This window comes from Bacillus hominis, assembly GCF_030348325.1.
In the GTDB taxonomy this organism is placed as follows: Bacteria; Bacillota; Bacilli; order Bacillales; family Bacillaceae_G; genus Bacillus_A; species Bacillus_A hominis.
In genome coordinates this window covers 4,292,786-4,313,288 of sequence record NZ_JAUCFS010000005.1, presented here as the reverse complement: position 1 = coordinate 4,313,288, position 20,503 = coordinate 4,292,786, and the positions used below count along the sequence as shown (strand labels likewise).

Genomic DNA, 20,503 nt, shown 5'->3' with positions numbered 1-20,503 from the left:
CCTCATTTCTTAATCATCAAAATCTGACGTATGTTTTGTAGAAATTCCTTTTGCAGCTTTTTTTACATGTTGTGGTCTTGCTTGCACATCGCGTGTATCAATCATTGTTAATGGAAAACGAATCCAGGAATCTTTCATTGATTGTTGTCTAGTTGGATAAAAAAGTGCGTACGGTTTACGTAAAGAAGTTAGTCTAAAAAGATGGGTAAATAGCAAGATAAATCCAAGAGAGATACCAAATAGACCACCTATTTCTGCAAACATGAGAAATGGAAAACGCAGCAAGCGAACGGCATTACCCATTTTGTAAATAGGTGTAATAAAGGAAGCCAGTGCTGATAAGGCAACGATAATCAATAAAATATTACTCGTTAAACCAGCTTGTACAGATGCTTGTCCGATTACGATACCGCCTACAATACCGAGTGTTTGACCGACCTTCATCGGTAATCTCGCGCCAGCTTCTCTTAATAAATCGATGGCAAGTTCTAAAAAGAGCGCTTCAATTAAAGGTGGAAACGGTACTTGTGCCCTTGATAAAATTAACGTTTCCAATAAATCACTAGGAATTAATTCATAGTGATAGTTTAAAGTGGCAACATATAGTGGTGTCGCGCAAATTGAGAATAAAACAGCGATTAGCCGTAAAATTCTTGAAAATGTAGCGTATAGCCAAGAGACGTTATAGTCTTCTGGTGAAATGAAAAAATCGAAATATGATACAGGTGTTAGTAAAACACTTGGAGAACCATCAACAAAAATAGCGATTTTCCCATCAATAAGTGCTTTTGTAACTCTATCAGTGCGTTCTGTATTGATATAGAGAGGGAAAATTGACTTTTCCCCCATCAATTCTTGTATATAAGCACTATCATTAATTTGATCATATTCAAGAGCTCGTAATGATTCCTCTAGAAAATCTACATTCTCTTTCTCAGCTAGGTTATTTAAATACATCATAACGACTTTTGTTTTTGAGAACTCTCCGATAATCATCTCTTTTGTTTGGAGATCTAAAACAGGAAGGCGTTTTCGTACTAAATTAATGTTTGTATCAATATCTTCTACAAAACCTTCTTGAGGACCAATAACAGTCGATTCATTTAAAGGGGGAGTTGGTGCACGATAATTATCAATCGCAATATTCGCAAGCATACACTTTTGATCTTGCTGATTTAGTTGAATAATTGCATGCCCTTTTAAAACCATGTCCTCAATCTTTTGTAAATCGTTTGTAATTGTAACGCCGCTCATGGGAATATGTTCTTTTAATACTTCGAATGAAGTGTTAGGGTGTTCTAAAAGTGTTGGCATTAAATATTTTTGTAACTTCTCACCATCAAGTGAAGGACGATAGTAAGAAATCCAATAAGGCATCGTTTCATCGTCAGATGTATGGTAATTAACAAAATCACTAGACTGTTTTAGCTTCTCTATTAACTCTTGTAGAGAATGAATATGGTCTTTTTCTGGTTTTGTAAAATCATAAATGCTATTACTTCCAGAGCTTTGTTGTTTGTCTTGAGAAGAATCGTCTTGTTTAACGCTTTGCTGTTTATCTTGAGACGAGTCGTCTTGCTGAGAGTTTTGTTGCTTATCTTGAGAAGAATCGTTCTGTTTAGAGTTTTGCTGCTTATCTTGAGACGAGTCGTCTTGTTTAGAATTTTGTTGCTTATCTTGAGAAGAATCGTCCTGTTTAGAGTTTTGCTGTTTGTCTTGAGAAGAATCATCCTGCTTAGCGATTTGCTGTTTATTTTGAGAAGAACCACCTTGCTTAGAATGTTGCTGTTTGTCTTGAGATGAGTCGTCTTGCTGAGCGTTTTGTTGTTTATCTTGAGAAGAATCGTCTTGCTGAGCGTTTTGTTGTTTGTTTTGAGAAGAATCGTCTTGTTTAGAGTTTTGTTGTTTATCTTGAGAAGAGTTGTCTTGTTTAGAATTTTGCTTTTTATCCTGAGAAGAATCTTTTTGGTCCTCTTTTTGTTGCTCTTCATTGCTATTTTTATTATGTTTCATACTTCTAGTCTGTTCTTTGTTATCATCATCTTGATTATTAGGTTGCTGCTCTCGGTTATCTGTTTCGTTTGTTTCTGTTGTATTTGATTTTTTTTTCTTACGTAACCAATTCCAAATCATATGTATGCCCTCTTTAATTTTGTAATATAGTGCTATTTTGTGGCTAATTTTGTATATTATTCATTTATTTATGAAAAGAAGAAGGAGATTGGTTTGCATAGAAAAAATCCTTTAGTAAAGAGTTCATACTATAACGGGAAGAGGGAGAGTCTGTGCAAATTGTAAAAAAAGAGAAGTTTGTTTTAAACGAGTTTACGTTTGAAAATGGTAGGGAAATTCCTGTTCAAATGGGGTATGAGAAGTATGGCGCTTTAAATAGAGAAAGATCAAATGCGATTTTGGTTTGCCATTATTTTAGTGCAACAAGTCATGCGGCAGGAAAATATACAGAGTATGACGAGGAAGCTGGTTGGTGGGATGGATTAATTGGGCCTGGAAAAGCAATTGATACAAATAAGTATTTTGTTATATGTACTGATAATCTTTGTAATGTGCAGGTGAAGAACCCGTATGTGATTACAACGGGACCAAAATCAATTAATACAGAAACTGGAGAAGAATATGCTATGGATTTTCCGGTTTTTACATTTCTTGATGTAGCTCGTATGCAATATGAGTTAATAAAAGATATGGGAATCTCAAGATTACACGCTGTAATGGGACCGTCGGCGGGTGGAATGATTGCACAGCAATGGTCTGTTCACTATCCTCACATGGTAGAGCGGATGATTGGCGTTATTACGAACCCGCAAAATCCAATTATAACGTCCGTAAATGTAGCGCAAAATGCGATTGAAGCAATTCAGTTGGATCCAAATTGGAAAGGCGGTAAATATGGAGAAGTGCAGCCAATGAAGGGGCTTCATTTAGCAAATAGAATGATGTTTATGAATGCGTTTGATGAACATTTTTATGAAACGGCATTTCCGCGGAACAGTATAGAAATGGCATCTTATCAACAATTTTCTGCATTAACATCATTTGAGAAAGAGATAAATCAAGTGACATGTAAAAGTATAGATGTAGTAGATGCAAACTCATGGATGTATACTGCGAAAGCAGTCTTATTACATGATATTGCGCACGGATTTTCTTCTTTAGCAGAGGCTCTTTCTCGGATAGAAGCGAATGTACTCATGATTCCGTGTAAACAAGATTTACTTCAGCCATCTCGTTACAATTATAAAATGGTAGACATTTTGCAAAAACAAGGGAAGTATGCGGAAGTGTATGAGATAGAAAGTATAAATGGACATATGGCGGGAGCATTTGATATTCATTTATTTGAAAAGAAAATTTATGAATTTTTAAATCGGAAAGTATCTAGTTTCGTGTAGGAAATAAATAATGTGAAAAAGGTGCAATGTGTGTAGTAGGCACCTTCTTTTATATGATTTGCAGGCGGAAAATATATGTAGCGATTGCTATACCGAAGAACGCTATACTAAGCAATAGAAATAAGAATGACATTTCTTGTGGCGATTTTATCTTTTTATTATTTTTCATACTAAGTGCAATAATTGCAGCGATTAAGAAAATGATGCCCATAATGAAAAGAAAAAGTGTCATTTTAATCGACTCCTTTCATAAAACAAGTATATTGAGGATACAATGCACTAGTTATGTTTGTAAAGAATAAGTTTTGCGGGAAAATTGAGAAATAAATTCTCCATTCTTTGCGTTCTTTCTTTCGCATGCTAAAATTGATTAGAAATGGTTGTTTGAAGAAGAAACTAAAGGTTTTATTGTATATAAGGAGGAATGACAAATGACAGAAGTTAACACAATTACTACAGAAGAAGTGCAAGAGCGATTAGAAAATGGGGAAACGTTATTTTTAGTAGACGTAAGGGAAGATGAAGAAGTAGCGGCAGGGAAAATTCCGGAAGCTGTACATATTAAAATGGGCGATATTCCAAATAAAGTAGATTTCTTTGAGAAAGAGAATGAATATATCTTTATTTGCCGTTCGGGAATGCGTAGTGAAAATGTATGCCATTATTTAAATGATCAAGGATTTAAAACAGTGAATATGGTTGGCGGTATGCTTCAATATGAAGGCGAAACTAAATAAGCAGCTGTAAAAACTTGAAACGAGTCTGTTTCAAGTTTTTTTCTTTTGCATACAGTATACAAAAGGGGGAGGGGTAAATGGGGATTAACTTGCGTAAAGTAAAAATTATTAATAATACAGGAGCTGTTAATGTTGGCGACTGTTATGATATCTCACCTTTAGCGGTAGCGAAAATATATGCGGGTGCTGGAGGATCGAGTGCTGCTGTTTTTTTAAATGGGAAACGGATGCCTGAACCTACAATTAGAACATCAGTGTTTTTACCACCATTAGCGACGAGTACACGTACATTAGGAGCGTAAAGGAAAGGTAGAGTGTAAGTATGCCTGCGCATATAAAAGAGTTTATTATTGTTAATAATACTGGGAATATATTTACAGGTGACAATTTGAGTGATACATCATTTACTGCTACGAAATCGTATAGTGGTTCAATGGGGTGCACTTGGATTGATGTTGTTACAGTGATAGGGACTGAGACGAAGCTTTGTTTACAGCCGGGAGATAGTGTGACGACAACGTATACGAGAGGTACTCCTGCTAGTAATCTAACAGGAACAAATACAGGGCAAGGTGCAAATATATCAGGTATAGCACAAAGTGTTCCTAATACAGATAATATAGATTCAACAGCTGGACTTCCCTAAGGAATTAGGGGAGTCTTTATTTAAAAGAAGTATTGGAGACGGTTTTGGAAAATACAATTCAAATGAAAGATGAATTTTTTATTTGTTTGAGCAAAAACATCACGTTTCAAAAATATATTATAATAGAATGAAGAAAGGGATAAATTTGGCAGAAAGGGAGAGTGGCGATGCAGGAGAAGGTTAAAGATTTTTTCGGACGCCCACTTCAAGATTTGCGCATCTCTGTCATTGATCGTTGTAATTTGCGGTGTACGTATTGTATGCCAGCGGAAGTGTTTGGTCCTGATTATGCTTTTTTGAAAGAGGAGTTTTTACTGACATTTGATGAAATCGAGCGATTAGCAAAAGTATTTGTTAGCATCGGTGTACGGAAAATTAGACTTACTGGCGGTGAGCCATTGCTCCGTAAGGATTTAACAAAACTTATCGAACGTCTCGTGAAAATTGACGGTTTAGTAGATATAGGATTAACGACAAATGCGATTCATTTAACGAAGCAAGCGAAGGCGTTAAAAGAAGCTGGGTTACACCGAGTAAATGTTAGTTTGGATGCGATAGATGATAATGTGTTCCGCGCAATTAATGGCCGAAATATGAATACGAAGCCAGTGTTAAAAGGAATTATAGCAGCGAAAGAAGCAGGCCTTGAAGTGAAGGTAAATATGGTTGTGAAAAAAGGGATGAACGATCATCAAGTACTTCCGGTTGCTGCGTATTTTAAAGAACAAGGGATTTCACTTAGATTTATTGAGTTTATGGATGTTGGTAGTACGAATGGATGGAATTTTGATCAAGTTATTACGAAACGAGAATTAATTGATATGATTCAAGAGGTATATCCAATTGAGCCAGCTGAAGCTCATTATTTTGGTGAGGTTGCGAAGCGATATCGATACGTTGGAACAAATGTAGAGGTTGGTTTTATTACCTCTGTTTCCGAGTCATTTTGTTCTTCTTGTACGAGAGCAAGAATTTCAGCAGATGGAAAGTTTTATACTTGCTTGTTTGCGACAGAAGGAATGGATTTAAGGAAACTTCTCGGGGAAAACCTTTCGGATAATGAGTTGTTAAAAGCTATACAAGATATATGGGAGAATAGAAAAGATCGATATTCAGATGAACGGACAGAAGAAAGTGCGAAAAATCGTCCGAAAATTGAAATGTCTTATATAGGAGGATAAGAAAGGGGGATGTCGTATGCAAGAGCGATATTCAAGACAAATGTTATTTTCTGGTGTTGGGGAAGAAGGACAACGGAAAATAAGAGGGAAGCACGTGCTCGTCATCGGTGCTGGTGCGCTCGGAGCAGCGAATGCAGAAGCAATTGTTAGAGCAGGTGTTGGAAAAATAACAATTGCTGATCGTGATTATGTAGAATGGAGTAATTTACAAAGGCAACAATTATATACAGAAGAAGATGCAAAGCATTATAAGCCGAAAGCGATAGCGGCAGCAGAACATTTAAAGGCAATTAATTCCGAAGTAGAAATTGTACCAGTTGTGACTGATGTAACGGTGCAAGAAATGGAAGAGTTAATTAAAGGTGTAGATTTAATATTGGATGCGACAGATAATTTTGAAACGCGCCTTCTTATTAATGATATATCTCAGATGTATAACGTTCCATGGATATACGGAGGATGTGTTGGAAGTTACGGAGTAACTTATACAATCTTGCCAGGAAAAACGCCGTGTTTTCGATGTTTAATGGAACATCCGGCGAGCGGAGCGACATGTGATACGGCCGGTATTATACAGCCAGCAGTGCAGTTAGTAGTTGCACATCAAATAACGGAAGCTTTAAAAATATTAGTAGAAGATTTTGAGGCACTTCGTGAAACGATGCTATCATTTGATCTTTGGAATAATCAACAGATGGCATTTAAAGTGAATAGGCAGAAAAAGGATACATGCTTATCTTGTGGAAAACTACGTACATATCCGAGTTTAACATTTGAAGCACAAACGAAAACAGAAGTATTATGTGGGCGAAATACAGTTCAAATCCGTCCAGGTGTGCGTCAGGGTTTTAATTTAGAAGAAATTAAAAAGCGCTTACAAAAAAGTGTGGATGTAAAAGCAACACCGTATTTATTATCATTTCCAGTGGAAGAATATCGTTTTGTTTTATTTACAGATGGCAGGGCATTTATTCATGGTACGAATGATATGAATGTTGCGAAACGACTGTATGCAAGATATATAGGTTGAACCTAAAGGGGAATCCTTTAGGTTCAAATGGAAAAGGTAGGATTAAGACTTTCTCATATAATCTCCATTTTTTCCGCCCGTTTTTTCAAGTAAGTACGTTTCGCCAATAATCATTCCTTTATCAACGGCTTTACACATGTCATATACAGTAAGAGCGGTAGCGGAAGCAGCTGTTAAAGCTTCCATCTCAACGCCGGTACTACCTTCTGTTTTAACTTTTACTTCAATAAGTAGTCGATATTGTTCTTCTGACTGTTTCCAATCGAAAGAGACGTCAACACCTTTTAATAATAAAGGATGGCACATTGGGATAATATCAGAAGTACGTTTTGCAGCCATAATACCTGCAATTTGTGCGACGGCTAATACGTCACCTTTACCAATTTCATTGTGAGAGATTTTATCAAAAATTTCTTTCGTAACGAGAATGCTAGAGCATGCTATTGCTGTTCGAACGGTTATTTTTTTGTCACTTATATCAACCATTTTAGCGCGCCCTTGATCGTTGAAATGTGTGAATGAAGACATGGAATTCCTCCTTGAAGTAATTGCTATTTAATATATAAAGTGTAATCGAGATTAGATATTTTGCAAATATGAGGTGAGAAACAATGGTAGAAAAACGAATCCCGATTCAAGTTGCTGAGGCAGTAGAGCGGGTTATGAAATACGCTAAGCATGGTGAAGCAGAAGAAGTTTCTATTACAGAAAGTTACGGGAGGATTCTTGGGGAGGATGTTGTCTCAGATCACGACGTTCCTCACTTTGATCGTTCTCCTTACGATGGTTTCGCAATTCGAGCAGAAGATACGAAGGAAGCGAGTCAAGAGCAGCCGGTTGAATTTGAAGTAATAGGAGAGATCGGGGCAGGATCTGTTTTTACAGAAGAAGTAGGAGCTTTTCAGGCGGTTCGTATTATGACAGGAGCAGCTATTCCAAAAGGTTGCAATGCAGTCGTAATGCTAGAGTTGACGGAAGGATTCGAGAAGAACAAAAGTACATATATGAAGTTAAAACGTTCTTTCCAAAACGGTGACAATGTATCATTTAAAGGGGAAGATATAAAACAAAATCAAGTCCTCGTTAAGAAAGGTGTTGTAATCAATCCAGGTGTTGCCGCACTATTAGCGACGTTTGGATATAGCACTGTGAAAGTTATAAAGCAGCCTGTTGTCGGTATTGTAACGACAGGAAGCGAATTACTAAAAGTACATGAGGCGTTAGAGCCAGGGAAAATTAGAAATAGTAACTCTTATATGATTGCCGCTCAAATTATGAAAGCTGGCGGAAAAGTGCGTTACTATGGACAACTTGCCGATGAGTTAGATGCATGTTTTACAGCCGTTAAATCAGCGATGGATGAGGTTGATATTTTAATTACAACGGGCGGTGTTTCCGTAGGGGATTACGACTATTTACCAGCTATTTATGAAAGGTTACAGGCGAATGTACTCTTTAATAAAATAGCGATGAGGCCGGGGAGTGTAACGACAGTAGCTGAAGTTGATGGAAAGCTACTCTTCGGTTTATCAGGTAATCCGTCAGCTTGTTATGTAGGTTTCGAATTATTTGTGCATCCAATTATGAAAACGTATTTGCATGCGAAGGAGCCTCACATATATAGGGCAGACGCTATTTTGCAAAAAGATTTTCCGAAACCAAATCCGTTTACTCGTTTTGTAAGAGCGAAAGCGAGCATTGTTAATGGGGCATTACAAGCGACGCCGGTTGGTTTAGATAAATCGAGTGCAGTCTCTTCACTTGCGGATGCAAATGCTTTTATCGTGCTGCCTGGAGGAACGAGAGGATTTGAAGCAGGAATGAAAGTGTCTGTATTATTGTTAGAATGCTCTGAGGGAAGTGATTGGCCGTGGGCAAAGCCTCTTCAATCTTACAAATAGTAGGGTATCAAAATAGCGGGAAAACAACGCTTGTAGAGAAAATGGTACATGCATTAGCTGAAAGAGAAATGAAGGTTGCTACAATTAAACATCATGGTCACGGTGGCTTTCCAGAAGTAGCACAAAAAGATAGTGAAAGACACCGAAAAGCTGGTGCTGTAGTAAGTAGTGTAGAAGGCGCTGGATTACTATCTCTGTCCTCTTTGCGAGATGAGTGGTCCTTGCAAGAAATTATCCGCTTGTACGAATTTTTTGAAGTGGATACGATTTTAATAGAGGGCTATAAAGCTGAGAAATATCCCAAAATAGTGTTACTTCGTTCTGCGGAAGACGCTGAACTTTTACGTAAAGTAGAAAATATAGCGGCGGTTATTACGTGGTATGATGCTCCGTCAAATGTACGAGAAGAATATAAAGTATTTCATATAACAGAAGAAAAATTGTATATAGACTGGTTTTTACAAACGGTTAGGGGTGCAAAATGATAAATACGTATTATGAAGTAATTGATACAGAAATCTCGATTGAAGAGGTGGCAAAGAAAGTAGTTCGCCGTGAATGCGGTGCTGTCACGACATTTATTGGAACAGTTAGGGAGTTTACGAAAGGGCGTCGTACACTATACTTAGAGTATGTAGCTTATAAGACGATGGCAGAAAAGATGCTACAGAAAATTGGGTCAGAAGTGAAGGAGAAATGGCCCGTTACACATGTTGCGATTACGCATCGCATCGGCACGCTGCAAATTTCTGATATAGCGGTTGTTGTTGCTGTATCAACGCCTCATCGCAAAGAGGCTTATGAAGCGAATGAATATATTATGGAGCGTATTAAGCAAATTGTTCCGATTTGGAAAAAGGAGTTTTGGGAAGATGGTGACTCATGGATTGGTGATCAATTAGAAAAAACACCATATCCAGCAGGAGAGCCTGGGAGGGAGTTATAAATATGATTCGAGTATTGTTATTTGCGAACTTGCAAGAAGAAGCAGGAACGAGTGAATTACAAATAGAGAAAGAAAATATTACGGTTGCAGAGTTAAAAGATATTGTTGCGAAAGAATATAATGTACCAGTGTCAGCACCAATTATGGTTGCGATTAATGAAGAGTACGCAAATGAAGATGATACGATACATTCTGGTGATGTAGTTGCACTAATACCACCAGTGAGCGGTGGTTAATATTGGATTTGTGCTATAAAAAAACGACTTTCTTACATAAGGAAAGTCGTTTTTTTATGGCATTTTGGAGAACACTATCTTATAGGAAAAGGAGGAAGTTATGAAAAAGATATGTGTAATGATTTTAATGATATGTTCTGTTTTTTTCTTTTCTCCAAGCGATTATTTGGCAAAAGAATCGACGGAACAGCTTTTAGAAAGTGCGTTACTGAATCGATATTACTCGGTTATAAGGCAAGTGACAGAAGATCAACATGAATGTGAATCCGTTACAAACATAAAGCGCATAGGGAAGAAAGATGAGTTTATTCCTAAATTTGAAGTTACGATACAATTTCTTACATTTCAAGGGGCACATAATCCGCCGAATGATCGTATTACACTTACTTTAGAAGATGATTTGGATCACATAAAAATAAAAAAAGTAGAGCGAGAAAAAAATGTTTCTGGTGCTATTACAAAAAAGGTTTGCGCGCGAGTGAAAGAGAAAATGAAAGCTCATTTAGATGATTTAGAGTAGTGGCCTTAAAAAAAGAAATTTGTATGATTTTTAGTAGAGGGGATGAACGATGGACGTGGATAATGTGAAAATATATTGATATGGCATAGACGTGAGAGATTGGAAGAGAGATTTAACTATAAGTATCTATTAAAGAAACTGTCTAGTTTTTCAATAGAAAAAAGGCCAAAGAGATTTATCTCTTTGGCCTTTTTACGCAAAAAAAATAGCGGTCGGCTATTTTAAAAATTAATGATTGATTGTATCTTGAAGAAATTCTGTTGCTTGATGTTCTGAAACATTCTGTACGAGTGCAACTTCGCTAATAACCATTTTGCGCGCATTATCTAGCATTTGTTTTTCGCTCGCATTTAATGCTCTTTCTTTATTGCGACGAAGTAAATCACGAACAACTTCTGCACTATCTTGAAGATTGCCGTTCTTCATTTTTTCCATATTCATTGTATATCTTTGTTTCCATGAGAGTGATGGGTCTGATTCCCCATGATGAAATTCAAGAAGTATAACATCTAACGTACCTTTATCTACGATATAACGAATACCTGATTTTTGTAATTGATCCATCGGAAGCATTACTTGCATATCTTTACTGATGATGCGTATAACACAATATTGACGCGAAGTACCTAATATTTCTTTCTCTTCAATTGCTTCGATGATCCCTGCACCGTGCATTGGATAAACGATTTTATCACCAATTTGAAACAAATCATCCACCTCCATATGTGGTAACCACTTTTAATGATAACATAAGTTTATAAAAATGTCAAATTTTATATAATACCATATTGAATGTGTTCGAGTCAATATGTAGAAGGTCTTTTTTTATGTTTTTTTTGTGCTTATATGTTGAATAAATGTAGGTGACTTTTTTAGAAAAATAGTACAGGCGCAGAAAGAGGGCATATCCGCGTATTTTTAAGCATAAAATATAAAATCGCTAATACAATATACCTAAATCCGTTCTTTGCAAAGGAGGGAGAGAAGGTGGGGCGCACAATTAGAATTGATATTACAAATAAAGTTGTAGCTAAATTTAGGCAAGATTATTTGGAATTATATACGAGTAAGTTTATGATAGGTAAGTTTTATGTCTATACTGAAGATAAACAATATGTGTTAGAAGACGGATATATATATGAAAATGGAAAGTTTTATCGCATCATAGATACGCACCGTGGCAATAAACAAGCGGCGGAGGGCTGCGATCTAGGATGGTGTTAACATGATTCGTGTGAAAGTGTTTGATGAAAGTCATGAAAAAGACTTAGAAGATGCTGTAAATGTATTTTTGAAAAAAATTGATGATGGAAATTTTGTAGATATAAAGTATCAAGTTGGTGTTTCAATTAACGATGATGAAAATCAAATTTATTGTTTTTCAGCAATGATTGTTTATAAAGCATAAAAAAGAGCTGGGGAGCCAGCTCTTTTTTATGCTTTATGTTGGGACAACGTGTGTCGGTAAAATATTCATAATAGATTGTGTTGCGCCTGTTTTCTTGTCCGTTAAAAGAACTTCTCCTGTTTCATGATTCTGAGCATCGGTGCACATACCGAGGTGATAACGATCACCTAAAAATGGATCAATATAAAAACCGTTTTTGAATACTTTATCATTTGGGTGTTTTTCATGGTGAATTTCAGAACAGTTAATGCAATAGAACATAGCTTTCATCCCGATACGATAAACTTAACTAAATCTATACAATTCAATCAAATTTACACAAGTTAGTGCTTCTTCGTGTTCTCGCAACCCCGAAGGGACGAGGGGTATAACACTCCACACGAGGCAGTATCGTTACCTCCTATTATCAAGCATTTATTTTACCCATCTTGATAAATTTATCGAAGCATTTACATCCCTATCGTGATGGCTATTGCATGGAACACAACGCCACTCACGTATTTTTAAACTCCACTGTCCTTCTGGTTGAACTGAATGGTCGTATTTAACTCCGCAACATGAGCAAATCTTGCTTGAGGCGAACCATTTATCAGCTTTTACATACTCAATGCCATACTTTTCGCACTTGTATGATAAACATTGAAAGAAGAAGTTTAATTTTTGAAATGAAAATGCTTTCGATAGTTTTTTGTTTTTTAACAGGTTTGAGATAGGTAAGTCTTCCACAACGATCCTCATTGGTTTGGTTTTCACCAATTTAGCTGTTGCTTGATGGATATGGTTATTTCGGATATTCGTAATTTTCCTAGATAACCGCAGGTGCTCAGTTTTAGCTTTTTCATATCCAGCAGACTGAATTTTTACACCTTTTTTAAATCGCCTAGACATATCTCTTTGTGCTGACTTTTTCCTTTTCAAAAGTTTTTTAACCTTGGCATCTTTGTTTATATTTCGTTCTTTCGTACCATTAGAAGCTACAAACAGCTCTTTTAAACCAACATCCACACCAATCGACTCATTGGTTAGTTCTTGTGATTCAAAGTCTTTTTGGAATCCTACACTAATCCACCAGTGACGACCATCAAAGGTAACTCTTGGATTGGATGGTTTTTTGTTTCTTGGTAGTTGTTGGCTTGTTTTCACTTCTCCGATAGACTGAATATGAACTACTTTCTTTCCTATAATCAGTCTTTCATAATTGGCATAAAATCCTTGGATTAAATCTTTTTTGGATTTATAAGAAGTGTGATAACCATTTTTGTACTTTTTGAACGAATTTTTCCTCGCCTTATCAAAATCTTTTGAAGCCTGTTTGGGAACTTGTGCGTTGATGTCATTTAACCACTCATATCTCTTTCGCTTCTTGATCTTTGTAAATCGCTTCTGTAAAGCTAACTGTGAAACAGATTTTCCAAATAGCTTATAGTATCTATCACTCATTCTTTTACAATAGTTATAAGCGAATCTTGCAGCACCAGCATGGTTTCTAAGCACTTTTTCTTGTTCAGGCGTTGGAATCAGTCTGACTTTCTTCGCCAATATCATCAGAATTAAACTCCTTTACTGTGCGATTATTCGGGCACTCACCTTTCAGATAATGAAAGATTGGTTCTTCTGAATAGTAGCGTGTTCCACCAGCATTCTCCTGAGACTACTCGGATGCAAACCTGTTAATTCTGATACTTGACTAACTCGTGAAAATTTCATTATTATTCTCACCTCATTGAACCTAACATAGCACGTATGTTCGATATTTTCAATAAAGTTTGATAGATTCAATAAAATTTATCTTGTTCAACTAAGGGCGCAATTCCTTAGCCAGTTCTCTTATGAACTTCTCATGTTTTCACATGAGCGCAGACTATATGTTTATCTCTTTAGAGATAGAGGATTTTTCCATCACCATAGGCTTGTGATGTACTCTCGTCAGTTATACGAGATAGTCGTTGAACGTTCATCTTATCCATTTTGACTTAGATGATTCGAGGCGGAAGACCCATTGTTCTAGTGTTTAGGATTTAACCTTGCACGATCTGATTGATTTTTTCTGCTTTCGCGACATTCACGCTCGCTATTTCTAGCCACGTTGTAGTTCAATCAGCTTTAGTGATTGCCCGCAGTTAACCCTCACTACTAGCCAATCACTTGACTAGCAGGGCTTACTGATATATTTAATTAACTTTGGTTATAATTGGTTAAATAAATCGTAACAGTTATTTACCCTTTTTATTTTGTTAAAAAAAGTGAGTGGGTAGTCATGTCGCTCCTAAGGAAATGTTGAGGAGAAGAGAAATAACTACCTACCCAAAATGGTGGGCATACTCCTTCTGATTTTACATATCTCGCGTATTGTCCCTGAGGGAAGGAGGAGAGACGAAGTACAGATGAGATAAGTTAGGCGCTTCTCTCAATATGAATGATGGAGTTTCATGTTGAGGGAATTTTCTATTTTTCATTGCCTTTGTGAGTATATTATGAAGGAATGCTGAGAGGGTGTTTGTCCTGTTGAAAAAATGTTGAGAATTTCTCAACAGTGAAAAAGAGCCTTTCTTGACATGTAACCAAAAGGTGTTATATTGTTAATGTGAAACTAAAAGGTGTTATATTTAAATGCCGAATAAAGGAGATATAAAATGAACCAACAAAATACATTAAATGATATTAAACAAACAATCGTTTTTAACGCGTCTATTCAAAAAGTATGGAGTGTAGTATCAACTGCAGAGGGAATTGCGTCATGGTTTATGCCGAACGATTTCAAATTAGAGGTAGGACATGAATTTCATGTGCAATCACCATTTGGCCCATCACCATGTAAAGTGTTAGAAATTGATGAGCCAAACCATGTATCTTTCTCATGGGATACAGATGGTTGGGTTGTTTCATTTCATTTGAAAGACTTAGGAGATAATAAAACAGAATTTACGTTAATTCACGGCGGCTGGAAACATCCTGATGAAATCCTTCCGAAAGCGAATGCGAAGAGCTCTATTATTCGCGATAGAATGAATGGCGGATGGGTAGCGATTGTAAATGAAAAACTGAAAAAGGTTGTCGAAGGTTAAATGTCCTCATCAGCAGCGAAATATGATGTGTTTCAAGCAATTGCTGATCCAACCCGCCGAGAAGTATTACGGTTATTAAGTGATAAAGAGTTACCAATTTCAAAAATAACGGATCATTTTCCGATGAGTCGTACTGCAGTTGTAAAGCATCTTCATATTCTTTCAGAAGCGAATTTAGTAAGTGGAAGAAAGAGTGGAAGAGAGAAGATATATCGTTTGCAGCCAGAGCCGTTAGAAGAATTACAGCAGTGGCTCTCGTATTATGAACGATTTTGGGACAATAAATTGTCCATGCTTAAACATATTGTGGAGAATGAAGAGTAGATTTTATGAAAAGAGGATGACCAAAATGGTCATCCTCTTTTTATTGTTCACTTGTTTGTTTAGCTGGCTTTAATAGGATCCAAGCGATAATTAAAGTTAATACTGCTAATACGAAAGTACTCATATAAATGACGTGTACACTTGCAGCTAATGCGGATTGAGACTCGGTTGCTACGTTTGCTGTAGCTCCGCCGTGTCCGCCAGAAGAAACAAGATCAAGATTTTTAATGCCACGTGCATGAATCATCGTGTTGAAGACCGTGCCGAAAATTGCAGCACCTAACGTTTGACTAAATGTATTAATAAATGTGTTTAAACCTACTGCTGTCCCGCGTGTATGAGCCGGTACAGCTGCTTGAATTGTTACCATGTAAATTGGTGTAACAAGCCCCATTCCTAAGCCGAATAATCCGACTGCAACATAAATAAGGAATGATGGTGAATCCGTCGATAATGTAAATAATAAGAATGTAGCAACTGATAAAATACTAGCGCCAAGTAAAATAATTTGTTTCGTTTTTAACTTGCCGACTAAGTTACCGGAGAACATAGCACCGAATGTCCACATAACAGGAATCGGCATTAAAATGAGTCCAGCTTCTGTCGCATTTTTTCCTAAAACACCTTGGCTCCAAATTGGAAGATACACTGTAATACTAATAATCATTGCACCAGCAATAAGTGTTAGTATGTTTATTGTAGATAATGTACGGTTAGAGAAAAGTGCTAGCGGAATTAATGGTTCCGGAGATTTTTTCTCGATGTATAAGAAAATAATGAATGAAACAGCGGCAAAGATTAATAGGCCGATAATTGAAATATCTCCCCAGTTTTGCTTACTGCTACCTGTTAATAATGCGTATAGTAGAGCAATTGTACTTAATGAGAAGACTGTTGCACCAAGGTAGTCGATATGTTGCTTAGTGGCGGACTTAACAGATTCCTTATAAGAAGTGGCAAACATTAGGCAAGCGATAATTCCAAAAGGAACGTTTAAGAAGAAAATATAGCGCCAAGAAAGAGAATCAACTAAAAATCCGCCTACTAACGGCCCGATAACACCAGATACACCCCAAACGGCACTCATCCAGCCCTGTGCTTTCGCGCGGTCTTTCGCTTCGCTATATAAGTCTCCAATAATCGTCATTGTGATCGGTATAACAGCACCAGCTCCTATACCTTGAAGAGCGCGGAAGAAGATTAATTGTTCCATTGATGTAACGACTCCGCAAAGTGCAGAACCGATTAAGAAGATTGTTGCTCCGATGAGCAGAACTTTTTTACGGCCGAATAAATCAGCTAGTTTTCCGTATATTGGAGTCGAAACAGCTGTTGCAAGCATATAAATTGCATATACCCAACTAACAAGTTCGACGCCTGACAAATCACTCGTTATACGAGGGATTGCTGTACTAACAATCGTTCCTTCTACCGCAGAAAGAAACGTCATTAGCATTAAAGACATCATGACTTTTTTTCTCATTTGTTTTCCCCTTACCCTTTTTCAAATATTCAACAATATAAAATATAAAGGTACTAAGGTATATAAAGCAACAAAAAAGCAATGGGAAGTTAGGGGGAAGGGATATTTTTGAAGAAACGGTCGATATATTTAAAGTATCGCCAGTATAATTTCGTGTACTGCTTTGCTATTTCAACATATTAAAAAAAGAAACAGGAATCCCTGTTTCTTTTTTAATATTGCGTTTTCGCATTTTGTCCAGCTGTTGTTCCGGCAATTCTACCAGTAACGAGGGCAGATGTAATGTTATAGCCACCAGTATAACCATGAATATCAAGAACTTCTCCGCAGAAATATAAGCCATTCGTGAATTTAGAAGACATTTCTTTCGGGTTAATTTCTTTAACAGATACACCGCCACCAGTAACGAATGCTTTTTCAAGTGACTGCGTACCATTTACATTCACAGTAAATTCTTTAAAATCTTTCACAAGTGCACGAATTTTCTCATGAGAAACTTGTCCAGCTTGTTCGCTGCCATCAATTTCATTTTTTTCTAATAAGAATAGGAAGTAACGTTCAGGAACATAACCTTTTAAAACGTTTTTGATTCCTTTTTTCGGATCTTCTTTCATTTGTTTCAGCATGCGCTGGAATAGTTGTTCACTATTTTCTTCTGGCAATGCATCGATACTCATGTGCACTGTATTCGTTTTAAATTTTTTCAACGTTTTTACAACGAATTGGCTACAACGAAGAGCAGCAGGGCCTGATAAGCCGAAGTGAGTGAAGAGCATGTCCATTTTATGAGAAATGACAACTTTTCCTTTCGGGTTTAATACGCTTAAGTTTATATCACGTAAAGCAAGGCCTTGTAATGAGCGGTCACGAATAAATGGTTCGTTTGAAAGGATTGGTACTTCTGTTGGGAAAAGCTCTGTAATTGTATGACCAGCTTTTTCAGCCCAAGCGTATCCGTCTCCAGTAGAACCAGTTTGAGGAACTGATTTTCCGCCAACAGCGATAACGACGTGATTCGTTTCTAACACTTCGCCTGTTTGTAATACAACTGCTTTCGTTTGACCATTTTCATATTCAATCGTTTCAACAGGTGTATTCGTACGTATTTTCACACCTAAGTCTTTTAATCGTGTTAAAAGTGCATCTACAACAGATTGCGCTTTATTTGATACAGGGAACATGCGACCATGGTCCTCTTCTTTTAATTTAACACCTAGATTTTCGAAGAATGTAATAATATCTTCATTATTAAAAATAGAAAAAGCACTGTATAAGAAGCGCCCGTTTCCTGGTATATGTTTAACGATTTCATCAAGTGGTAGACGATTCGTTACGTTACAACGACCGCCACCAGAAATCGCAAGTTTACGTCCAAGCTTATTTCCTTTATCAAGAAGTAAGACGCTTGCGCCTTCTTCTGCAGCACCGATTGCAGCCATTAGCCCTGAAGGACCGCCGCCGATGACAATAACATCATAATGCATAATATATCGACCTCATTTTCTACATTTCCTGCCTAAAAGAATAGCATGTTTTCCCTTAAAAGAAAAATAGAGTGAAGTACTGCTTAATGGGAGAATTGTGGTACAATACAAAAGTTAGAGTTCAGCACTATCCTGTTATTTGTGGGCAAGAAGACTAAAACCTTAAGACTTAAGAGAAGTAAAGAGGGAGGTCACTGGCCCGTAAAAGCTCGAATGGTGCGGGCTAATAAGTAGTAGGAGAGGAGTCTCCTGCTAGTAATAGTTTCACTTTATCCCGCTATTTGTGGGCAGTAAAACCCCACCTCAAATTTAGGTTGGAGCAAAGAAGTTAGGTGGGAGATTAACTGCCCGTAAACGCCCGATTGGTGCGGGCTAATAATCAGTGGGGGATGAACAAACCCCCACTGATTAAAGTTTCACTTTATCTAGATGTAGGAGGATTTTTGTATGTCCGATTCGAAATTTCTGCGCGGAACGCTTATCGTTACGTTAGGGACATTTTTAGTAAAGTTCTTAGGCATGATTTACGTCTTTCCATTTCATGCATTGGTAGGCACAGAAGGCGGAACGCTCTATACATATGGATACATTCCATATACGATCTTTTTAAGTATTGCAACGGCAGGTGTGCCGCTTGCTGTTTCGAAATTCGTTTCAAAATATAATGCGCTTGGTGATTATAAAACGAGCCGGAGAATGTTCCGCTCGGGAATGGTTATGATGATAGTATCAGGGGTTCTTTCGTTCCTAGTACTGTATATGACGGCGCCATTATTTGCAGAAGCAATGCTTGGTAAACAAAGTTTACAAAATAAGATAGAAGAAGTTACGACGATTATTCGTCTTGTAAGTTTTGCACTTATTGTTGTACCGGCAGCGAGTTTAATTCGTGGTTATTTCCAAGGTCACCAATCGATGGGACCAACTACTGTTTCGCAAATTATTGAACAAATTATTCGTATCGCCTTTTTATTAACAGGTAGTTTTATCGTTATTAAAGTACTTGGCGGTACAGTTGCAACAGCGGTTGGGGTAGCTACATTTGCTGCGTTCGTTTCAGCAGTTGGAGCGCTTGGTGTATTAATTTGGTACTGGTTAAAACGTAAAAAATATTTGGATCAATATTTAATTGAACAAACTGTACCAGAATCGACAGTAAGTACCGTTCAATTATTTAAAGAATTATTTGCATATGCAATTCCTTACGTTGTAATTGGGTTAACTATTCCTTTATATCAACAAATTGATACATTGACATTCAACTCAATTATGCAGGCGATTGGTCAAGGAGATATCGCAGAGCGAGCGCTTGGTATTTTCACAATGTGGACGCATAAATTAATTATGATTCCCGTATCACTTGCAACAGCGTTTAGTTTAACGCTTGTGCCAGCGATCACAAAATCGTTTACTGAAAAACAATATCGTTATTTAAAATTACAAATTACACAAACATTCCAGGCGAATATGTTTTTAACATTGCCAGCAGTTATCGGTATTTCTACACTTGCATATCCAATTTACACTGCTTTCTACGATTCAGATCCACTAGGTGGACAAGTATTAATGTGGTATGCGCCAGTTGCATTGTTATTCGCTTTATTCACAGTAACAGCAGCTATCTTACAAGGGATTAACCAGCAGAAACATGCTGTTATTGCACTTGTGATGGGTGTTATTTTGAAATTTGTATGTAACGTAATCTTTATTCGTTATTTCGGTACAATAGGAGCAATCCTGGCGACGGCAGTCGGCTTCTTAGCTTCAGTATGGTATACGAATAGACAAATCAAAAAACATGCAAACTATTCATTTGGTGTTGTATATAAGAGAACATTCCAAATTGCAGTATTAACACTTGTAATGGTTATTGCTGTAAAACTGTCACAATGGGCTCTATCCTTCATGATTTCGCCTGATGGCCGTATTGGTGCTCTTATTACAGTTGCGATTTGTGCAGGTATTGGTGGTCTTGTTTACGTAGTATTAGCGATTCGCACAGGAGTACTAGAAAGAGTATTTGGCGGAGAGGCCTTAGAGAAAATCCAGCGTAAACTTGGTAATAGATTCAAAATAAAGTTGAAATCAAAAGGGGCGTAAATACGTCCCCTTTTCTATGATAAATAAAGAAG

The 20,503-nt window shown here is 37.0% G+C and carries 24 protein-coding genes; 16 read left to right on the top strand and 8 right to left on the bottom strand.

Annotation, left to right across the window (positions count from 1 at the left end; translation table 11 throughout):
• Positions 1–9: 9 nt before the first annotated feature.
• The gene (locus QUF93_RS25010) at positions 10–2,133 is read right to left on the bottom strand and encodes a spore germination protein (RefSeq protein ID WP_289375852.1); all 2,124 of its coding nucleotides are present in this window, start codon (positions 2,131–2,133) and stop codon (positions 10–12) included.
• A gap of 152 nt (positions 2,134–2,285) precedes the next feature.
• On the opposite strand from QUF93_RS25010, the gene QUF93_RS25005 reads away from it, so the two are divergent.
• Complete coding sequence (locus tag QUF93_RS25005; RefSeq protein ID WP_289360530.1) at positions 2,286–3,410, top strand: homoserine O-acetyltransferase family protein; 1,125 nt, start codon at positions 2,286–2,288, stop codon at positions 3,408–3,410.
• A 49-nt stretch (positions 3,411–3,459) separates the two neighbouring features.
• Here QUF93_RS25005 and QUF93_RS25000 read toward each other — a convergent pair whose 3' ends face one another.
• Positions 3,460–3,642: a hypothetical protein gene (locus QUF93_RS25000; RefSeq protein WP_002123174.1), complete on the bottom strand. Its 183-nt coding sequence runs from the start codon at positions 3,640–3,642 to the stop codon at positions 3,460–3,462.
• 199 nt (positions 3,643–3,841) lie between these two features.
• Here QUF93_RS25000 and QUF93_RS24995 point away from each other — a divergent pair, with 199 nt between their 5' ends.
• From QUF93_RS24995 to QUF93_RS24975, 5 genes are all read left to right on the top strand, one after another.
• Complete coding sequence (locus QUF93_RS24995) at positions 3,842–4,147, top strand: rhodanese-like domain-containing protein (protein ID WP_289360529.1); 306 nt, start codon at positions 3,842–3,844, stop codon at positions 4,145–4,147.
• A 77-nt stretch (positions 4,148–4,224) separates the two neighbouring features.
• The gene (locus QUF93_RS24990) at positions 4,225–4,449 is read left to right on the top strand and encodes a spore germination protein (protein WP_002123172.1); all 225 of its coding nucleotides are present in this window, start codon (positions 4,225–4,227) and stop codon (positions 4,447–4,449) included.
• Between the two features lie 20 nt (positions 4,450–4,469).
• Positions 4,470–4,793, top strand: a complete 324-nt coding sequence (locus QUF93_RS24985; protein WP_289360528.1) for a hypothetical protein — start codon at positions 4,470–4,472, stop codon at positions 4,791–4,793.
• Positions 4,794–4,960: 167 nt separating this feature from the next.
• Positions 4,961–5,974, top strand: coding sequence for a GTP 3',8-cyclase MoaA (gene moaA, locus QUF93_RS24980; RefSeq protein ID WP_289360527.1), 1,014 nt, complete (start codon positions 4,961–4,963; stop codon positions 5,972–5,974).
• Positions 5,975–5,990: 16 nt separating this feature from the next.
• Positions 5,991–7,004: a molybdopterin-synthase adenylyltransferase MoeB gene (locus QUF93_RS24975; RefSeq protein ID WP_002067678.1), complete on the top strand. Its 1,014-nt coding sequence runs from the start codon at positions 5,991–5,993 to the stop codon at positions 7,002–7,004.
• 42 nt (positions 7,005–7,046) lie between these two features.
• On the opposite strand, the gene moaC is transcribed toward QUF93_RS24975, so the two are convergent.
• The gene (gene moaC / locus QUF93_RS24970; RefSeq protein WP_002123168.1) at positions 7,047–7,532 is read right to left on the bottom strand and encodes a cyclic pyranopterin monophosphate synthase MoaC; all 486 of its coding nucleotides are present in this window, start codon (positions 7,530–7,532) and stop codon (positions 7,047–7,049) included.
• 83 nt (positions 7,533–7,615) lie between these two features.
• Here moaC and QUF93_RS24965 point away from each other — a divergent pair, with 83 nt between their 5' ends.
• The 5 genes from QUF93_RS24965 to QUF93_RS24945 all read left to right on the top strand — a co-directional run bounded on the left by QUF93_RS24965 (position 7,616) and on the right by QUF93_RS24945 (position 10,607).
• A complete protein-coding gene (locus tag QUF93_RS24965) occupies positions 7,616–8,905 on the top strand; it encodes a molybdopterin molybdotransferase MoeA (protein ID WP_289360526.1) in 1,290 nt (429 codons plus the stop codon).
• Entirely contained in the window at positions 8,869–9,390 is a 522-nt protein-coding gene (gene mobB / locus QUF93_RS24960) for a molybdopterin-guanine dinucleotide biosynthesis protein B (protein ID WP_289360525.1), read from the top strand. Before QUF93_RS24965 ends, mobB begins: the two co-directional genes overlap by 37 nt.
• On the top strand, positions 9,387–9,851 hold the full coding sequence (gene moaE, locus QUF93_RS24955) for a molybdopterin synthase catalytic subunit MoaE (protein WP_289360524.1): 465 nt from the start codon (positions 9,387–9,389) through the stop codon (positions 9,849–9,851). The genes mobB and moaE overlap by 4 nt, the downstream gene beginning before the upstream one ends.
• Positions 9,852–9,853: 2 nt before the next feature.
• Positions 9,854–10,087, top strand: a complete 234-nt coding sequence (gene moaD / locus QUF93_RS24950; RefSeq protein WP_002067685.1) for a molybdopterin converting factor subunit 1 — start codon at positions 9,854–9,856, stop codon at positions 10,085–10,087.
• 100 nt (positions 10,088–10,187) lie between these two features.
• Positions 10,188–10,607, top strand: coding sequence for a DUF3888 domain-containing protein (locus tag QUF93_RS24945; protein WP_289360523.1), 420 nt, complete (start codon positions 10,188–10,190; stop codon positions 10,605–10,607).
• A gap of 228 nt (positions 10,608–10,835) precedes the next feature.
• On the opposite strand, the gene QUF93_RS24940 is transcribed toward QUF93_RS24945, so the two are convergent.
• Entirely contained in the window at positions 10,836–11,330 is a 495-nt protein-coding gene (locus QUF93_RS24940; protein WP_087946831.1) for a CarD family transcriptional regulator, read from the bottom strand.
• Positions 11,331–11,594: 264 nt separating this feature from the next.
• Between QUF93_RS24940 and QUF93_RS24935 the strand changes: the two genes are divergently transcribed.
• Positions 11,595–11,831, top strand: coding sequence for a DUF2553 family protein (locus QUF93_RS24935; protein WP_289360522.1), 237 nt, complete (start codon positions 11,595–11,597; stop codon positions 11,829–11,831).
• A gap of 1 nt (position 11,832) precedes the next feature.
• Positions 11,833–12,015, top strand: a complete 183-nt coding sequence (locus tag QUF93_RS24930) for a sporulation protein Cse60 (protein ID WP_000621746.1) — start codon at positions 11,833–11,835, stop codon at positions 12,013–12,015.
• A 33-nt stretch (positions 12,016–12,048) separates the two neighbouring features.
• Here the strand turns inward: QUF93_RS24930 and QUF93_RS24925 are convergent, their stop codons facing one another.
• Complete coding sequence (locus QUF93_RS24925) at positions 12,049–12,276, bottom strand: DUF3973 domain-containing protein (protein WP_289360521.1); 228 nt, start codon at positions 12,274–12,276, stop codon at positions 12,049–12,051.
• Between the two features lie 153 nt (positions 12,277–12,429).
• Entirely contained in the window at positions 12,430–13,560 is a 1,131-nt protein-coding gene (locus QUF93_RS24920) for an RNA-guided endonuclease InsQ/TnpB family protein (protein WP_289360520.1), read from the bottom strand.
• Between the two features lie 1,088 nt (positions 13,561–14,648).
• Between QUF93_RS24920 and QUF93_RS24915 the strand changes: the two genes are divergently transcribed.
• Positions 14,649–15,080, top strand: coding sequence for an SRPBCC family protein (locus QUF93_RS24915; RefSeq protein WP_289360519.1), 432 nt, complete (start codon positions 14,649–14,651; stop codon positions 15,078–15,080).
• Positions 15,081–15,404, top strand: coding sequence for an ArsR/SmtB family transcription factor (locus QUF93_RS24910; protein ID WP_000098845.1), 324 nt, complete (start codon positions 15,081–15,083; stop codon positions 15,402–15,404).
• Between the two features lie 40 nt (positions 15,405–15,444).
• Here the strand turns inward: QUF93_RS24910 and QUF93_RS24905 are convergent, their stop codons facing one another.
• Positions 15,445–16,887 carry an MDR family MFS transporter gene (locus QUF93_RS24905; protein WP_289360518.1) on the bottom strand — a complete coding sequence of 481 codons (1,443 nt, stop codon included), beginning with the start codon at positions 16,885–16,887 and terminating at the stop codon, positions 15,445–15,447.
• 212 nt (positions 16,888–17,099) lie between these two features.
• Positions 17,100–18,371: a BaiN/RdsA family NAD(P)/FAD-dependent oxidoreductase gene (locus QUF93_RS24900; protein ID WP_289360517.1), complete on the bottom strand. Its 1,272-nt coding sequence runs from the start codon at positions 18,369–18,371 to the stop codon at positions 17,100–17,102.
• A 447-nt stretch (positions 18,372–18,818) separates the two neighbouring features.
• Between QUF93_RS24900 and QUF93_RS24895 the strand changes: the two genes are divergently transcribed.
• Positions 18,819–20,471, top strand: a complete 1,653-nt coding sequence (locus QUF93_RS24895; protein ID WP_289360516.1) for a putative polysaccharide biosynthesis protein — start codon at positions 18,819–18,821, stop codon at positions 20,469–20,471.
• Positions 20,472–20,503: the final 32 nt, after the last annotated feature.

Excerpts from the sequence above, each read along its gene's own strand:
- QUF93_RS25010 (WP_289375852.1), bottom strand. The coding sequence starts at position 2,133 with ATGATTTGGAATTGGTTACGTAAGAAAAAAAAATCAAATACAACAGAA.
- QUF93_RS25000 (WP_002123174.1), bottom strand. The coding sequence starts at position 3,642 with ATGACACTTTTTCTTTTCATTATGGGCATCATTTTCTTAATCGCTGCA.
- QUF93_RS24995 (WP_289360529.1), top strand. The coding sequence starts at position 3,842 with ATGACAGAAGTTAACACAATTACTACAGAAGAAGTGCAAGAGCGATTA.
- QUF93_RS24990 (WP_002123172.1), top strand. The coding sequence starts at position 4,225 with ATGGGGATTAACTTGCGTAAAGTAAAAATTATTAATAATACAGGAGCT.
- QUF93_RS24985 (WP_289360528.1), top strand. The coding sequence starts at position 4,470 with ATGCCTGCGCATATAAAAGAGTTTATTATTGTTAATAATACTGGGAAT.
- moaA (WP_289360527.1), top strand. The coding sequence starts at position 4,961 with ATGCAGGAGAAGGTTAAAGATTTTTTCGGACGCCCACTTCAAGATTTG.
- QUF93_RS24975 (WP_002067678.1), top strand. The coding sequence starts at position 5,991 with ATGCAAGAGCGATATTCAAGACAAATGTTATTTTCTGGTGTTGGGGAA.
- moaC (WP_002123168.1), bottom strand. The coding sequence starts at position 7,532 with ATGTCTTCATTCACACATTTCAACGATCAAGGGCGCGCTAAAATGGTT.
- QUF93_RS24965 (WP_289360526.1), top strand. The coding sequence starts at position 7,616 with ATGGTAGAAAAACGAATCCCGATTCAAGTTGCTGAGGCAGTAGAGCGG.
- moaE (WP_289360524.1), top strand. The coding sequence starts at position 9,387 with ATGATAAATACGTATTATGAAGTAATTGATACAGAAATCTCGATTGAA.
- moaD (WP_002067685.1), top strand. The coding sequence starts at position 9,854 with ATGATTCGAGTATTGTTATTTGCGAACTTGCAAGAAGAAGCAGGAACG.
- QUF93_RS24945 (WP_289360523.1), top strand. The coding sequence starts at position 10,188 with ATGAAAAAGATATGTGTAATGATTTTAATGATATGTTCTGTTTTTTTC.
- QUF93_RS24940 (WP_087946831.1), bottom strand. The coding sequence starts at position 11,330 with ATGGAGGTGGATGATTTGTTTCAAATTGGTGATAAAATCGTTTATCCA.
- QUF93_RS24930 (WP_000621746.1), top strand. The coding sequence starts at position 11,833 with ATGATTCGTGTGAAAGTGTTTGATGAAAGTCATGAAAAAGACTTAGAA.
- QUF93_RS24925 (WP_289360521.1), bottom strand. The coding sequence starts at position 12,276 with ATGTTCTATTGCATTAACTGTTCTGAAATTCACCATGAAAAACACCCA.
- QUF93_RS24920 (WP_289360520.1), bottom strand. The coding sequence starts at position 13,560 with ATGATATTGGCGAAGAAAGTCAGACTGATTCCAACGCCTGAACAAGAA.
- QUF93_RS24915 (WP_289360519.1), top strand. The coding sequence starts at position 14,649 with ATGAACCAACAAAATACATTAAATGATATTAAACAAACAATCGTTTTT.
- QUF93_RS24910 (WP_000098845.1), top strand. The coding sequence starts at position 15,081 with ATGTCCTCATCAGCAGCGAAATATGATGTGTTTCAAGCAATTGCTGAT.
- QUF93_RS24905 (WP_289360518.1), bottom strand. The coding sequence starts at position 16,887 with ATGAGAAAAAAAGTCATGATGTCTTTAATGCTAATGACGTTTCTTTCT.
- QUF93_RS24900 (WP_289360517.1), bottom strand. The coding sequence starts at position 18,371 with ATGCATTATGATGTTATTGTCATCGGCGGCGGTCCTTCAGGGCTAATG.
- QUF93_RS24895 (WP_289360516.1), top strand. The coding sequence starts at position 18,819 with ATGTCCGATTCGAAATTTCTGCGCGGAACGCTTATCGTTACGTTAGGG.